The 16,010-nt window shown below is 44.9% G+C and carries 13 protein-coding genes; 10 read left to right on the forward strand and 3 right to left on the reverse strand.

Annotated features, from left to right (window positions below):
• The first annotated feature begins 11 nt into the window (after positions 1-11).
• The 4 genes from RH86_RS00370 to RH86_RS00385 are packed head-to-tail and all read left to right on the forward strand — an operon-like array spanning position 12 to position 5,674.
• On the forward strand, positions 12-1,829 hold the full coding sequence (locus RH86_RS00370; protein WP_009384216.1) for an extracellular solute-binding protein: 1,818 nt from the start codon (positions 12-14) through the stop codon (positions 1,827-1,829).
• 10 nt (positions 1,830-1,839) lie between these two features.
• Entirely contained in the window at positions 1,840-2,928 is a 1,089-nt protein-coding gene (locus tag RH86_RS00375; RefSeq protein WP_009384218.1) for a microcin C ABC transporter permease YejB, read from the forward strand.
• Positions 2,929-2,987: 59 nt separating this feature from the next.
• Positions 2,988-4,031 carry an ABC transporter permease gene (locus tag RH86_RS00380; RefSeq protein ID WP_174269629.1) on the forward strand — a complete coding sequence of 348 codons (1,044 nt, stop codon included), beginning with the start codon at positions 2,988-2,990 and terminating at the stop codon, positions 4,029-4,031.
• Positions 4,031-5,674 carry an ABC transporter ATP-binding protein gene (locus RH86_RS00385; RefSeq protein ID WP_009384222.1) on the forward strand — a complete coding sequence of 548 codons (1,644 nt, stop codon included), beginning with the start codon at positions 4,031-4,033 and terminating at the stop codon, positions 5,672-5,674. The genes RH86_RS00380 and RH86_RS00385 overlap by 1 nt, the downstream gene beginning before the upstream one ends.
• A gap of 43 nt (positions 5,675-5,717) precedes the next feature.
• Here the strand turns inward: RH86_RS00385 and RH86_RS00390 are convergent, their stop codons facing one another.
• Positions 5,718-7,496, reverse strand: a complete 1,779-nt coding sequence (locus RH86_RS00390; RefSeq protein ID WP_009384224.1) for an EAL domain-containing protein — start codon at positions 7,494-7,496, stop codon at positions 5,718-5,720.
• Positions 7,497-7,834: 338 nt separating this feature from the next.
• On the opposite strand from RH86_RS00390, the gene RH86_RS00395 reads away from it, so the two are divergent.
• The 5 genes from RH86_RS00395 (at position 7,835) to vctC (ending at position 12,284) form a co-directional block, all read left to right on the forward strand.
• Positions 7,835-8,407 carry an RNA-binding S4 domain-containing protein gene (locus RH86_RS00395; protein ID WP_009384226.1) on the forward strand — a complete coding sequence of 191 codons (573 nt, stop codon included), beginning with the start codon at positions 7,835-7,837 and terminating at the stop codon, positions 8,405-8,407.
• Between the two features lie 264 nt (positions 8,408-8,671).
• Positions 8,672-9,580: a siderophore ABC transporter substrate-binding protein gene (locus RH86_RS00400; RefSeq protein ID WP_009384228.1), complete on the forward strand. Its 909-nt coding sequence runs from the start codon at positions 8,672-8,674 to the stop codon at positions 9,578-9,580.
• Between the two features lie 65 nt (positions 9,581-9,645).
• The gene (gene vctD / locus RH86_RS00405; protein WP_009384230.1) at positions 9,646-10,581 is read left to right on the forward strand and encodes an iron chelate uptake ABC transporter permease subunit VctD; all 936 of its coding nucleotides are present in this window, start codon (positions 9,646-9,648) and stop codon (positions 10,579-10,581) included.
• Positions 10,571-11,521, forward strand: coding sequence for an iron chelate uptake ABC transporter permease subunit VctG (gene vctG, locus RH86_RS00410; RefSeq protein ID WP_009384232.1), 951 nt, complete (start codon positions 10,571-10,573; stop codon positions 11,519-11,521). The genes vctD and vctG overlap by 11 nt, the downstream gene beginning before the upstream one ends.
• Before the next feature lie 7 nt (positions 11,522-11,528).
• The gene (gene vctC, locus RH86_RS00415) at positions 11,529-12,284 is read left to right on the forward strand and encodes an iron chelate ABC transporter ATP-binding protein VctC (protein ID WP_009384234.1); all 756 of its coding nucleotides are present in this window, start codon (positions 11,529-11,531) and stop codon (positions 12,282-12,284) included.
• A gap of 104 nt (positions 12,285-12,388) precedes the next feature.
• Here vctC and cueR read toward each other — a convergent pair whose 3' ends face one another.
• Both cueR and RH86_RS00425 read right to left on the reverse strand, forming a co-directional pair.
• Complete coding sequence (gene cueR, locus RH86_RS00420; protein WP_009384236.1) at positions 12,389-12,778, reverse strand: Cu(I)-responsive transcriptional regulator; 390 nt, start codon at positions 12,776-12,778, stop codon at positions 12,389-12,391.
• Between the two features lie 68 nt (positions 12,779-12,846).
• Positions 12,847-13,827 (reverse strand): helix-turn-helix transcriptional regulator, encoded by a 981-nt coding sequence (locus RH86_RS00425; protein ID WP_009384238.1) that lies wholly within the window; start codon positions 13,825-13,827, stop codon positions 12,847-12,849.
• A gap of 115 nt (positions 13,828-13,942) precedes the next feature.
• Here RH86_RS00425 and RH86_RS00430 point away from each other — a divergent pair, with 115 nt between their 5' ends.
• Positions 13,943-15,952, forward strand: coding sequence for a TonB-dependent siderophore receptor (locus RH86_RS00430; protein WP_038218985.1), 2,010 nt, complete (start codon positions 13,943-13,945; stop codon positions 15,950-15,952).
• Positions 15,953-16,010: the final 58 nt, after the last annotated feature.

The following is a 16,010-nucleotide window of genomic DNA, read 5'->3' on the forward strand; positions in this document are numbered from 1 at the left end:
AGGGAGTAGTCATGAGGAAGATTCAAGGTCTAGTATTGGCCAGTTTTCTGTCTGCAGTCAGTTCAGGTGCCATCTCAGCGGTGATTAAAAGCACCACTCTCGTCGGGTTTGGCGAAGCCAAGTACCCTGAAAACTTTGTCCACTTTGATTACGTCAATCCTGATGCACCTAAATTCGGTAAAGTGACTTACGGTGTTGTAGGCACTTACGATAACTTTAACCGCTTTGCTTCTCGCGGGGTCGCAGCACAAGGCAGTGGTGAGTTGTATGACACACTAATGTATAGCCCTAGTGATGAGATTGATGCTTATTACCCGTTGATTGCTTCGAGCGTTCGTTACTCTGATGACTACACCTGGTTAGAGATCAATATTAACCCTAATGCGCGTTTTCATGATGGCAAACCCATTACCGCTCATGATGTTGCGTTTAGTTTTGATAAGTTTATGACTGAAGGCGTGCCTCAGTACCGAGTTTATTATCAAGACATTAAGTCAGTCACCGCGAAAAGTGATTTGGTGGTAAGGATTGATATGGCGAAACCGAACCGTGAAAAAATGTTTAGTTTTGCCCAATCGACAAGAGTACTGCCGAAACACTTTTGGCAAGACAAAAACTTCTCCCAGCCTCTCTCTGAGCCACCAGTAGGCAGCTCTGCTTATAAAGTTAGCGATTATAAAGCTGGCCAAAGTGTCACTTACACCCGTCTTGACGATTACTGGGCAAAAGATCTGCCGGTTAATATTGGTCGGGATAATTTTGCTCAGATCCAATACGACTACTATCGTGACGACACGGTCATGCTGGAAGCCTTTAAAGCGGGGGAGTTTGATTTTCGTTTAGAAAACTCAGCCAAATTTTGGGCCAGTTCTTATACCGGGCAGAACTTCGACAAGGGCTTCATTGTTAAGCAAGAGATCCCGCACCACAAGCCAGAATCGACCAAGGCGTTTGTTTTCAACACCCAACGCCCAGTCTTTAGCGATCCAAGAGTAAGGGAAGCACTTAACTACGCGATGGACTTTGAGTGGATGAACAAAAACATGTTCTACAACCAATATTCGCGTACTCGCAGTTACTTCCAAAATACCGACTATGAAGCAACAGGTTTACCGACGGAAGCCGAACTTGCGGTGTTGACCCCATTAAAAGGTAAGATACCAGAACGGGTATTTACCGCTGAGTATCAGCCACCTGTGACCGATGGTTCTGGTCGAATCCGTAATCAGATGCGTAGCGCGTTTGCCTTGCTAAAAGAAGCTGGTTGGGAGTTGCAAAACAAAGTGATGACCAATGTAGAAACCGGTCAGCCGCTCGAATTCGAATTCTTAGTTCGCAGCCCAACCACCGAACGTATTGCGATTCCAGTGCAGAAAAACCTCAAGCGTATGGGCATCAATATGAAGATCCGTTCGGTTGATAGCACGCAATACATCAAGCGTCTGCGTGATCGTGACTTTGATATGCTGTCGTCCACTTATGGTGCCAATCCATACCCAAGTCCGAATCTGTTGATTATGTGGAACTCAAGCTACATCGACTCCACCTACAACACCGCAGGGGTGATGGATCCGGTGATTGACCAACTGACCCAAGACATCGTGAAAAATCAGCAAAACCCAGAAAAGCTTTTGGCACTTGGCCGCTCGTTAGACCGCGTATTACAGTGGAATTACTACATTATTCCCCAATGGTACATTGGCAAATATCGTGTTGCGATGTGGGACAAGTTTGAACGTCCAGAAGTGATGCCAAAATACGATCTCGGCATTGACACATGGTGGATTTCACAAGAAAAAAGCTCACTGCTACCGGAAAAACGTCGTTAAAGAGGGATAAATGGCTGCTTATATATTTCGACGTTTGTTATTGGTGATCCCCACGCTGTGGGCGATCATCACTATCAACTTCTTCATTATTCAAATTGCTCCCGGCGGTCCGGTTGAACAAGCGATCGCCCAAATTGAAGGGCAAAGTTCAGGCATCATGGAACGCTTTGCCGGTGGTGGTAGCGAGGTGGAACTGGATGTCTCGAAAGAGGTGGGGCCAACTGGCTATAAAGGTTCACGTGGCTTAGACCCTGAAGTGGTGGAAGAGATCAAAAAGCAGTTTGGTTTCGATAAACCCATTCATGTGCGCTATTTTGAGATGCTGAAGAATTACGCCACGTTTAATTTTGGTGAAAGCCTGTTTAAAGGTGGCAATGTGATTGATCTTATTGTCGAAAGGCTTCCTGTTTCTATTTCCCTTGGTTTATGGAGTACGTTAATCATTTATTTGATTTCGATTCCTCTCGGGATTATGAAGGCGATTCATCATGGTTCGCGTTTTGATATCTGGTCGAGTGCGCTTGTGATTGTAGGTTATGCCATCCCTGGCTTCTTATTCGCCATTATCTTGATTATCTTGTTTGCCAGCGGCAACTATTTCAGTTGGTTCCCATTGCGTGGTTTGGTATCGAGTAACTTTGACCAGCTCACTTGGTATCAACAAATCGGAGATTACTTTTGGCATTTGGCTTTGCCCATTTTTGCCATGGTGATTGGTGGCTTTGCCACCTTAAGTATGCTGACAAAAAACTCATTCCTTGATGAGATCAATAAACAATATGTGGTGACGGCACGAGCCAAGGGCTTGGATGAGCGCAGTATTTTGTATCGCCACGTATTTCGTAATGCGATGCTGATCATTATTGCTGGTTTCCCAAGTGCCTTTATCAGTATTTTCTTTACCGGGTCAATGTTGATTGAAGTGATGTTCTCACTCGAAGGTATCGGTTTGTTGGGCTTTGAATCGACGATTCAGCGTGATTATCCGGTGGTCTTTAGCTCCTTGTACATAATGACGCTGCTTGGTTTGATACTGAGCATTATCTCGGATTTGACTTACACATGGGTCGATCCTCGTATCGATTTTGAGGCGCGCTGATGTTAGAGAAAGCGACGATAGAGAAAACGATGGAAGAGGACGTGGTGCCAAAGCCTAAGATGCCTAACAAAAGAAAAGGGATCAATCCTCTAAATCAAGCGCGTTGGGCGCGATTTAAGTCTCATAAGCGAGGGTATTTCTCGCTGTGGTTGTTCTCGATCCTATTTGTGTTGAGTCTGTTTGCCGAGTTCATTGCCAATGATAAACCTTTGCTGATCCACTATGAGCAGCAGTGGTATATGCCGATTTTCCACCAATATACTGAGACTCAGTTCGGCGGCGAGTTTGAAACGGAAGCTGACTATACCGATCCTTACGTGATTGAGTTGATTGAAGAGCATGGCTCAATCATTTGGCCGATTATTCGCTTTAGTTACGACACCATTAACTACAACATTGTTGGCGCTGTGCCATCAGCCCCTGATGCCGTTAACTGGTTAGGTACTGATGACAAAGGGCGCGATGTCTTGGCGCGTATTATTTATGGTTTTCGTATCTCGGTGTTGTTTGGCTTTGTGTTGACCATTGTTTCGAGTGTGATTGGCGTAGTGGTTGGTGCAAGCCAAGGTTATTATGGCGGCTGGTTTGATCTGTTTGGCCAGCGTTTTATCGAAGTCTGGTCAGGCATGCCAACGCTGTTTTTATTGATCATCCTATCCAGTTTTGTTGAGCCAAATTTTTGGTGGCTATTGGGTATTATGGTGCTGTTTAGTTGGATGAGTTTGGTCGGAATTGTACGTGCAGAGTTTTTACGTTGTCGTAATTTCGATTACGTTCGAGCAGCCCAAGCAATGGGGGTCGATGATAAACGGATTATGTTGCGTCATATGTTGCCCAATGCCATGGTGGCCTCACTGACCATGATGCCGTTTATTCTGTCAGGCTCGGTGACCACTTTGACCTCACTTGATTTCTTAGGTTTTGGTTTGCCAGCCGGTTCGCCATCGCTGGGTGAGCTTCTAGCGCAAGGCAAAGCTAATCTACAAGCGCCTTGGCTTGGGCTTTCTGCTTTTGCGATATTGTCAATTATGTTGACGTTACTCGTCTTTATCGGTGAAGCCGTTCGCGATGCTTTTGATCCGCACCAACAAGGGAGAGCGTAATGGCTACGAATACTCTTCAACCTCTCCATGCTAGTGGAAGTGATGGTGGTATTAGTGATGCAAAAACCGTGTTGACGATTGATTCGCTGTCGCTCGGTTTTGGCCGTGACAAAGCGATTGAGCAAGTGACCTATGATGTTTCATTGAGCATCAAAAAAGGCGAGACGCTTGCGCTGGTTGGTGAAAGTGGCTCGGGTAAATCGGTGACCGCCAATGCGATTTTAAAGTTGCTACCGAAAGGCTCGTCACACTACCTTAATGGCCGAATTCAATTTGATGGCATTGATATCCTTTCTTGCTCGGAGCGTCAGTTACGTGGCATTCGCGGAGCGCGGATAGGGATGATCTTCCAAGAACCGATGGTGTCGTTAAATCCGCTGCATAAAATTGGTAAGCAATTGGTGGAAACGGTCGCGATTCATCGTGGCTTGAGACAAACAAAAGCAGAAGCATTAGCGATAGAGTGGCTCAATAAAGTTGGAATTCGTTCGCCAGAAGCCAAAATAAACGCTTACCCGCATGAATTGTCGGGTGGTGAGCGTCAACGTGTCATGATTGCTATGGCGCTGATCAATGAGCCTGAATTGCTGATTGCCGACGAGCCAACGACAGCGCTGGATGTCTCAGTACAAGCGCAAATTCTTGATTTGCTTAAACGCTTGCAGCAAGAGCTTGGCATGGCGATGCTTTTCATTACTCATGACTTGAGTATTGTTCGTCGTATCGCTGATCGTGTTGCGGTGATGCAAAATGGTAAATTGGTTGAAGTGGGCGATTGCCAGCAAGTATTTTACCAGCCTCAACACCCGTATACTCAGCTACTGATTAATTCCGATCCGAAAGGCGAGCCGGTGTCAGTGGACAGCGCTGCACAAACCTTGCTAAGTGTCGAACAGCTGCGAGTGTGGTTCCCAATTACCGGTGGCGTGTTCAAGCGTGTGGTCTCGCATGTTAAAGCAGTGACTAATATGGAGTTTCAGCTTAAGCGGGGCCATTCGATTGGGTTGGTTGGTGAAAGTGGTTCAGGCAAATCAACCACCGGAATGGCGATATTGCGCTTAGTGAATTCGGAAGGATCAATCAGTTATCAGGAACAAGAGTTACAAGGGCTTGATCGCAAAGCGATGCTGCCGTATCGCAGCAAAATGCAGGTGGTATTTCAAGACCCATTCTCTGCGTTGAATCCGAGAATGTCAGTCGCACAAGTCATCGGAGAAGGTTTATTGGTTCACACGGATTTGAGTGAAGAGCAAATCGATGCTGAGATCGTCAAAGCGATGCAAGAGGTGGATTTGGATCCCGACACCCGTTTTCGCTATCCAAATGAGTTCTCTGGAGGTCAGCGCCAGCGCATCGCCATTGCGCGTGTGTTAGTGCTAAAACCGGAGTTTATACTGCTGGATGAGCCGACCTCGTCACTCGATCGCACCGTACAGGCGCAAATACTAGAATTGCTCAAATCCCTGCAGCAAAAGCATAAGTTGACCTACTTATTTATCAGTCATGATTTAAATGTGGTTCGTTCGCTATGCCATTACACGATAGTGATGCGTAATGGTGAAATTGTTGAGCAGGGGGAAACTCAGCAGTTATTTGGTCAGCCAAGCCATGAATACACTCGAGAGCTGGTGGACCTCTCTTAATCTCAAGGACTAGGCGGCATGCCTAGTCTACGCTTTGTTCTTGTTAAATGAGTGTGACGTGACTCGCGCTGGCTAAACAGAGTGGCTTGGAAAACCAAAAGCCTTGTAAGTAGTTAGCTCCCATTTCGGTAAATGTGCGCTGCATTGCCGCGTTTTCAATCCCTTCAATCACCACGTCGACATTGTTTGCATGACACAACTGGGTGATAAAACGCAGGTATTGAAATGTGGATGGGTTATCGAGGGATTTCCACGCCATCAACTTATCCACTTTGATTTGTTTGAGCGGCAATTCAAAAAAGCTGTTTAGCGAGGTGTAACCAGCCCCAAAATCGTCTAGAGAGAGTCTAAAACCAAATTCATCCAAACGATGAAGTTGGGATACCGCGTTTTTATCCCCATCAAGTATCACGGTTTCAGTCAGTTCTAACACGATCTGGCTTGTCTCGATACCATACTCATCGGCAATACGTTTAACTTGCTCTGGGAATTGGCTATTAAGAAGTTGCAGTACCGATACATTAACGTTCACGCGCACTTGGCTTTGGTGAGTGTCTTGGTAGCGTTTAATAAACTGACAGGCCTTATTAAAAACCAGATAGCCTAGTTCAACAATCAAGCCTTTCTTCTCTGCCACGGAGATGAACTCGTCAGGGAAGATTGGGCCGATCTCACTGTCGTGCCAACGTACCAATGCTTCGAAACTGGCAATGACGCATTTTTGGGCATCAATGATAGGTTGAAACCGAACGCTTAGCGTATTGTCACTGATCGCTCGAGATAGTTCACGTTCGATATAGAAATGACGGTCAACTTTTTGTTTGGTTGAATGATGGTAAATGGCTAATTGATTTTGCTGCTTCTCTCGAGAAAACTGACTCGTTTGAGATGCAATTTTAATTAATTCTTCACTGGTCAGTTGGATGTCAAAGTTGGGTAAGATACCAATGCCGATATCGTTGCCCCATAAATAACCATTGGCTTGGATAGAGTCTAAATAGGTAGTAAGAATACGCTGGCCAAGTTGCTCGATTTGGTCGCTGTCGTAATGCCCCTGTACCAGAATAGCGAAATCATCGGATCGCACACGGTAGATATCGACGAAGGTATCGGAAAGCGCATCGAGTGACGAGAGCAAGTGACCCATTAGGTTACGTAAGATCTGCGGTCCGTGAATCGACAAATAAGAGCGAATATCTTCTAGGTGAATATAGATTAACGAATGGTGGTCATTACTGGCTAGCTTAAGAGCCTCAAGGTCAACCGCCAGCTTTTGTGCATTAGAAAGCCCAGATGCGCTATCGCGAAACGCAGCTTGTTGTATGTAGGTATCCATTAGTTTTTTGTCAGAAATGTCGCGATGACAACCAATTAAAAAACGTTTTCCATCCAGGGATTTACTGATGCCTTCTCCTGCGATCCAAATATACTGCCCATTGGTTTTGCGTACACGATATTGAGTGATTTTTTTACATTCTTCACCTTGAATATGTTCTGCTATTTGCGCTTCAAAGTTTTGTCTGTCGAGTGGGTGAATTCGGTCTAGCCAATGTTTGATCGGCTGTACTCCGGTTTCAAGGCCAAACTGTTGATAAAATGCAGGGTTATAGAAGAACACATGGTGAGGATCCGTCATGTAAAACAGACCATCGTTCAGCACATCAATGACGTACTTAAAATGATTGTTCATCAACGAGTCTAGCTCGCCGCCAGATAACGGCGTTGACGTATCCAAATGCGGTTTTGGATCAATCGAAAAGGCATGGCTGTTTGTAAGCACTTCATCTTGGCGTTCAAGCAGACTATGCAAATGTGTTCCCATTAGTTTTATAACCTAAATTTTTTACGTTCACTTTATGCTGAACGGTTCAACAAGCAGACACACGCTGTATAAATTGGATAGCGTTTTTACATCATTCACAGGCAGTATGCTACTAACTATTTGTGTCTAGACGACAAAATTGGAAAATATTAGATTAAATACTCTAATATTGTGTGCCAACCCTTGTATTTAGGCGGCCTAGGACATGATTTTTCGTTTGATTTGCTCGTATATTGCGCGATTTGTGTCGCTTTAAACTCGAGCCTAAATTGTAACAAAACACTTGAGTGAATGAGGAAGAAAGGGCAGACTCGACGTTTTCATATTTGGGTTGCAAGATGTCAGAACTGAACCAAGATGCCAATTGGCAAGAACAGGGCGATGAAATTGAAATTGAAGCAATTGGTATTGAGGTCTCCTCTCATCCAATTGAGCTGTACAAAGTGTTTAAAATCGCAAATCTTGTAGGCGGTGGCGGCGAAGCAAAACATCTGATTTCGGAAGGCTATGTTGCGGTTAACGGTGAACTTGAAACGCGTAAACGTCGTAAAATGTACGATGGCGATTTTTTCGAGTTTAACCAAGAATATTACGTGGTGGTGTGTGATGCGCCGATCACTGAACCAGAAGACAAACCAACCAAACAAGAAAAGGCCGCAGCAGAGAAAAAAGCCCAAAAAGCATCTGCGGCAAATAAGAAGAAAAACCAAGCTAATAAAGCGGGTAAGTTGAAAAGTCATGACGGCGGTGTGGTCGATACCGCAGGTTTAAGCCAGTCAGCGAATCCGAATAAGAAAGCGAAATCGCAAGCCAAAAACAAAGCGGATAAACAGCCTAAGTCTAAGCAAGCTGAGACAGAACAAGCACCGACAAGAAATTCAAATGGTCGTGGCAATATCAGCTTCTTCTAAACGGATAATAGCGTTTCGTCATCATTGAGATGCTTGAACGGCTTACTAACCATCGCCCTGATGAGTGAAAACTTGTCAGGGCTTTTTTGTGCCATATGAAGTGAGCGACCGCAACGCAGTAAAACGTTAACAGAGCTGAGGGTTGTAAACCCATTTATTAACGAGGCGCCAAAGAAATTTACCAATGTAAAAAACGTAAAGGAAAGATGACTTTGTTACAAATCTAAATGATAATGCATTGCATTAGTAATTATGGAGTTGAGTATGAAAGTTTCAACATTGGCCTTGCTATCAGGCTTAGTCGCATTTGGCGCAAATGCAGAAATGGTCGAAATCACCCATGCGAAAGGGACCACAAAATTAGAAAGTAACCCTGAGCGTGTGGTTGTCATTGGTGTCGGTGCATTGGATGCCGCAGTGACACTGGGTGTAGAGCCAGTCGCGATCTCAACCGTTAGCATGTTCCCTGACTATCTTGCTCAATACCGCGATTATAAATTTGTTTCCGCTGGTAGCTTGTCAGAGCCAAATTTCGAAACGATTTATACTCAAAAACCAGATTTGATCATTGTCGGTTCACGTGCGGCTAAGCAATACGATGAATTAGCAAAAATTGCTCCGACCATCGTTTTTGCCGCTGACGACAGCAAAGGTTACTGGACCAGCACGCAAGAGCAGTGGCGTAACCTTGGTAAAGTATTCGAAAAACAAGACTTTGTTGAAAACAAAATTGCAGAGATCGATAGTGAATTTAAAGCGATCCGCGATTATAACCAACAAAATAAGGTGGATGCTCTGACGGTAATGAGTGCGGGCGGCAACATCACTGCGTTTGGCGAGGCTTCACGTTTTTCTTCGATTTATCGTGATTTTGGTTTTACACAAACCGTAGAAAACATCAATGCATCATCACGTCACGGTGATTTAGTCTCTTACGAATTTATTCGTGAAGCGAATCCATCCACTTTGCTGATCATCGATAAAGATAAATTGATCAATAAAGGCAACAGCACGGTTGAGCGTGATTTTGAAAACGATTTGGTGAAAGCCACCAATGCGCATAAAAACAACCGCATGGCTTATCTTGATATCAACGCTTGGTACTTAGCGATTTCAGGCATTCAAGCGACCCAAAGAATGATTGATGACGTGAAAACGTCGATTGGTCAATAAAAACTAAAAATGATATCGCCCAAGTAGCATTGGCTGCTTGGGCTTTTTGACGTTAGAGGCGTGTTTTGAAGAAGTTACTCCCAATACTGATTCTACTCAGTGTCGGTTCACTCTTTGTTGGTGTGAGCAGTTTGACGCCAGCATCTCTGCTTGCCGGTGATGCCAATAGTTGGCACTTGATGTTTACCAGTCGTATTCCTCGTTTGGTGGCAATTTTACTTGCTGGAGCAGGGCTAAGTATTGCTGGCTTGATCATGCAGCAGATCAGCCAAAACCGCTTTGCCGCACCTTCAACGTCGGGTACGATTGAATGTGCCATGTTAGGCTACGTTCTGAGTCTGGTGTTCTTTGGTGGACAGCAGATTTGGCTTATCTTTTTAGTTGCTATCTTAGGCACTCTACTGTTTGTCCAATTCATCAACCGCGTGCAATTCAAAAACGCGATTTTCGTTCCTCTTATCGGAATCATCTTTGGTAATGTGGTCGACTCGTTGGCGACTTTTGTTGCCTATAAGTACGACGCGCTGCAAAACTTATCGGGTTGGACAGTCGCCAACTTTGCCAACCTACTGCAAGGTGATTACGAGCTACTTTATATTGCGATTCCTATTGCCATCTTCAGCTACCTCTACGCAACCCGTATCTCTGCGGTGGGGATGGGTAAAGATTTTGCCACCAACCTCGGTTTGAATTATCAACAAGTGTTGGTGATTGGCGTTATCTTGGTGTCGATTATGTCTGCCAGTGTGGTGATGATCGTCGGTCAGTTGCCATTTTTAGGTTTGATTGTGCCAAACCTAGTCAGTCAATTCTATGGTGATAACCTACGCCGCAATATTCCGCTTACCGCGGTACTTGGCGCGCTCATTGTGTTGTGTTGTGACGTGGCAGGACGTGTGATTATCTTCCCTTACGAAATCCCAATTTCTATGATCATCAGTATCTTAGGTGGCAGTGTGTTTGTGTTCTTTATTCTGCGAGGTCAAAAAAATGCAGGATAGAGTAAAACTGCTTGGTCTGGCGATTATTGCCCTTGTGTTTGCTGGTCTGTTTATTGGCCTTGGCCTTAATGCCGATAACTATCAATATTTCTTATCACGCCGAGTGCCTAAAGTACTGGCGATGATCTTAGCGGGCGTTGCGATTGGCCAATCGGCATTGGCGTTTCAAACCATCACCAATAACCGCATATTGACCCCTAGTATTATGGGGTTTGATGCGCTGTATATGTTTACCCAAACGGTAGTGGTTGTATTATTCGGTGGGTTAAGTAGTTATGTTCTGAATGATTACCTTAACTTCGCGCTATCGGTCAGTGTGATGCTCGGTTTTTCAGTACTGCTCTTTAGCTTTTACTTTAGAGGCAGCAAGCAAAACTTGATGATGTTATTGCTACTCGGTGTGATCCTTGGTCAGTTGTTTGGCAGTATTTCATCCTTTTTGACGATGCTGCTTGATCCGAATGACTTTGCGGCGCTTCAAGACAGCATGTTTGCGAGCTTCAATAATATTAAAGTCGAATTGGTTTATTTATGTACACCGCTACTGATGGTTATCAGTGCATTACTATTCCGTCTAAATCGTGTTTTGGATGTGTTCTGGTTAGATAAAGATAATGCCACCAGTTTGGGTATCGATGTTAAGCGCGTAACGATGCAAGTTCTGATGCTTTCAGCGTGTTTAATCGCGATATCAACGGCGCTTATCGGGCCAATCATGTTCTTTGGTCTATTAGTGACTAACCTTGCTCGTGAAATGTTGCGCTCATACCAGCATCGCGTATTGCTATTAGGCGTCTCGCTATTGTCTGTGGCTTCTTTGTTGGCAGGGCAATGGATCGTTGAAAACCTCTTTGGCTTCTCAACCACGTTGAGTGTTGTCATCAACTTTATTGGCGGCATCTATTTCTTGTCTATGCTGCTACGAAATAAAATCGTTTAGGGTCACCATGATTAAATTACAAAGTCTTACCAAACTTTTCGGCCAATCGGCGGTAGTAAAACAAGCCAGTGCGGAATTTGAAAAAGGGAAAGTCACCTCAATCATCGGCCCAAATGGTGCAGGTAAAAGTACCTTACTGTCGATGGCAAGCCGCTTGGTGAGCAAAGACGAAGGTGAAGTTTACATTGACTGTAAAGAGATTGGTGAATGGGATACGAAAGAGCTGGCAAAGCGCCTGGCGGTATTGCGCCAAGCTAACTCAATTACGATGCGTTTCACGGTACGTGAAATGATCGCATTTGGCCGTTTTCCCTACAGCCAAGGTAAACTGACCAAAGAAGACCAAGTGATCATCGATCAAGCAATCGACTATCTGGACTTAACCAAGATCCAACACAAATATCTGGATGAGCTTAGTGGTGGTCAGCGTCAGCTAGCTTTCATCGCGATGGTGATCGCGCAAGATACCGATTACGTGTTTCTTGATGAGCCGCTTAACAACCTCGATATCAAACACTCGTTACAGATCATGCGTAATATCGGTCGCTTAGCAAAAGAGATGAACAAAGCGGTAGTGGTGGTGATCCACGACATCAACTTTGCCTCGTGTTATTCCGATAAAATCATCGCACTGAAAAAAGGTGAGGTGGTTGCGCAAGGTACGGTGGAAGAGGTGATTCAAGCCGATGTGCTTGAGAGTATCTACGAAACGCCATTTAACATCATTGAGATGGATGGTAAGCGTATGTGTACTTATTACTGATTGGTTGTTCAGCTGGTATGAATAGCGGTCGATAAGCGAATAAAACAAAGCCTTTCATTACGAAAGGCTTTGTCATTTTTATTTTCAGTAGAAGTGTCGTCAGCCTACGACTTGGTGAGGTCATCAATAATAGGGCATTGGCTATGAGCATTTCCCGGGCATGAAGAGACCCATTGCTGCAATTGACGTTCGATTTCTTGCAGTTGTTTGATCTTTAGCTGTACTTCGTCGAGTTTGATTTGTGCTCGTGCTTTCACTTCACTGCTTTTACGTTCAGGATTATGCGCTAACTGAACGAACTCTTTGCATTCAATTAAGGAAAAACCGGCATTTTTGGCTCGTGAGACTAAATTAAGCTCCTGCAGATGTTGAGATGAATATTCCCGATAACCAGAGGCGCTACGATGGGGAGCAGAAATGATACCTTTCTCTTCATAGAGACGAATGGATTTACTCGACAAGCCCGTCATTTGGGCAACTTCACCAATATTCATGCTTAAACCTATCTAATCACCGTATCATGTCACTCAACATCTAGTTTACCTGTGGATGACCAAATCACCTAGCAAGATAGTTCATCAGGCGGTATCTCGGCGGGTGGGTAACCAAAGGCTTTTTTAAACGCGATCGTAAAATTAGAAGGGTGATTATAGCCAGCCTCATAGGCCGCTTCAGTAATGGTAACGAGACCACGTGATAAGTACTGCTTGGCTATTTCAAGTCGGCGCATTCTGATATAACCGATGATGGTCACCCCAAGCTGCTGGCGGAACTTACGTTGCAGTGTTGAAGCACTCATTGAAAAATGGTTGGCGATGTCATCAATCACCAGTGGTTGCTCAAGATGAGTATTGATGTAGTGAATTACGTCTTCTACCGTCGGAGAGTTAAGGTTAACTCGTGGCGATGAATTAGTACGCATAAGCGATCTATCAAGCTGCCCAATGATCAGGGCAATGATTTGATAACTGAGAGACTCAATCTGGATTTGTTGTTCAAAACGGGTGGCATTATTCAGGTTGAGGACTTGCTCAACTAGGCTGGCAAGTTCCTCACTCAAGCAAAACTGCAGCGCATTTTTATGCCCGGCGAGAAACTGGCGAATATGGCAGGTTTCGCTGCTACGCGAAATGATCCATTCGGGTTTTATCGAAAGGTTTAGTTTAGCCACTCGGCATCCTCTATTTATTGTGCGGTGAAAGCTGGCCGGTTTGGTTAGGTTGACTAAGGCTCCTTGTGGCTGTGTGCTGCCATCGAGATTGAAGCGAACATCGTCGTAGCCAAAACTGAGTTTACCGGACAATAAAAGGGTCACAATGAGCGATGTTGGGGCGGTAGAGACGATATGGGTATCGAGCAATTCGAGACTGCGACTACCATGAATAAAAAAAGCATCATCACATCGATGAGATACAAAGAGTCCCTCAACAATCGGTTTTGTATTTTTCCCCACGCCTATAATTAATTGTTTTTCAGACTCTTCGACCTTTTTGGTTAGCGCGATTTTGGTTAATTTTGAACCGACTCGTATTTCAGCACCCATTTGCTATTCCCTCATAACGGTTAGGCAATTTTGCATAACTCATTTCCCTGTTAGGTCGTGTGGATTAAGACTAACATAGTTGCGAATTGTTATCATTTGTATTTATAGAGGCCACATGGAAAGGGTAAAAAGATCGGTATTAATTAGAACATTGGTCGGGATGGCCGTGAGTTGCGCGATAAACAGCGCCAGTGCAAATGAAGAGAACAGCTATTTTGATGAGGTGGTGGTTTGGGGAACCAAGGTATCAAGCAATACTGAGTCCTTGGGGGCTGGGGATATGTCCCTTAAACAAGCGGATCATATGTCTGACTTACTGCGAGACATTCCAGGTGTGGATGTGGGAGGAACGCATTCGGTTAACCAGCGTATTACCATTCGCGGCTTAGGTGAAACGGATTTAGATATTCGTTTAGATGGCGCGTCGCAACACGCGAATATGTTCCACCATATTGGTAACTTGACGCTAAACCCTGACATTCTCAAGTCGGTTGACATCCAAGTCGGCAACAACTCAGTGGTACAGAGTGGCCTGGGGGGCTCCGTTTACTTTGAAACCAAAGATGCCAAAGATTTGCTGCGCGACGATGAAACGTTTGGCGCTCGCCTCTATGGCGGTTATGCCAGTAATGATAGTGAGCAAGGATCGCTCACCTTGTACGGTCAACTATCAGAGGGCGTGGATTCGATGTTGTATATCCACGGAGTTGATCGCAATAACTTTAAAGACGGCGATGGTAACGACACCTTTGGTTCGGAAGGTGAGGTGTACAACGTATTAGCTAAGCTAGGATTTGAGCCTACAGATGGGCATAGAATTGAGTTTTCCTACGATGTGTATCGCGATGAAGGTGATTACAGTGCAAGACCCGATCGAGGTGGTGCAGCTAACCTTGCTGGACGAGATGGTGGCCTGTTATTACCCACCGAGTATGATCGTGACACCATTCGATTAGGCTATGAATTTGACACCGATCAACACCATGCACAAGCCACACTTTACAGTTCAACCACCGAAATTATTCGTGATGAAACGGCAACGGGCTGGACATTTCTTGGTCGCGCATCGGAAAACACCGCCAAAAATCAGAACGTTGGCTTGAACGCTAAGGTGCAGTCTGAGCTTGATCTGTTCACCCTCAGTAATACCGTAACCTATGGGTTGGATTACATGGATAAGCGCTCTTCGAGTGCCTACGGTGGTGTTGAATATATGGACGAAGACGCCATTTCAACGGCGCTGTTTCTTGAAGACCAAATCGCCTTTTCCGATCGTTTTGTGCTAACGTTAGGCGTCCGTTATGACCATTATCAGCGTAACGCGGAAACGGGCGATAAGGATTTTGATGATTTTACTTGGGCGATCGCCGCTGATTGGTCGTTGACGGATTCATTTAGCTTGTTTGCCAGCACTCGAACCTTATTTAAAGCGCCAGAATTGCTGGAAAGTTTTATTGCCTTCCAACAAGTCGCTGAGCTGGATGAGGACATTAAGCCAGAAACGGGGCGCAATACCCAAGGTGGATTCAAGTTTAATCACTGGGTGAATCAACATTACTTTGGTGCCAATCTAACCGTGTTTAAAACTGAAATCGATGATTACATCACCGAAGAGTATGTGGGCGCGACGGGCGGTTACTTGATCAAAAATGCTTATGATATTGAACTGACGGGATTTGAATTGTCAGCAGTCTATGGTTACGACGCGTTTACGGCGAAAGCCAGTTACTCACAAACGGATTCGGAAAATCTGACCAATGGTGGGCCTTACGCATCAAGTGGCTCTGGGGCGAGGAGTAAAGACATTGGCGACACGATAGCGTTGACGCTCGACTATCAATGGGATGATCCGGGTTTAATCATAGGCTGGACGTCGATTGTAGTGGAAGACGAAAACAATGTACTTGAAGGCAATGAGCATAAACCTGGTTACGATGTTCACAATATGTATGTGCAATGGGTACCCAGTTCCGCGGATCGCCTCTCGGTTACCTTTGGCGTCGATAACCTATTTGATGAAACCTATGTTTCCCATGCATCGACATCGGGCATTTCACGCGGAATTGAAGTGAATGATTATGAGCCTGGCCGCAATTACAAGCTGTCTGCGGCGTATCAGTTTTAACTTTGGTTAACGATTAATTAAGTGAAAATAGATGACTCAGAGCTGCCCTAACAAGGCA

The sequence above is a fragment of the Vibrio sp. N418 genome (assembly GCF_000222565.1).
Lineage (GTDB): Bacteria > Pseudomonadota > Gammaproteobacteria > Enterobacterales > Vibrionaceae > Vibrio > Vibrio scophthalmi.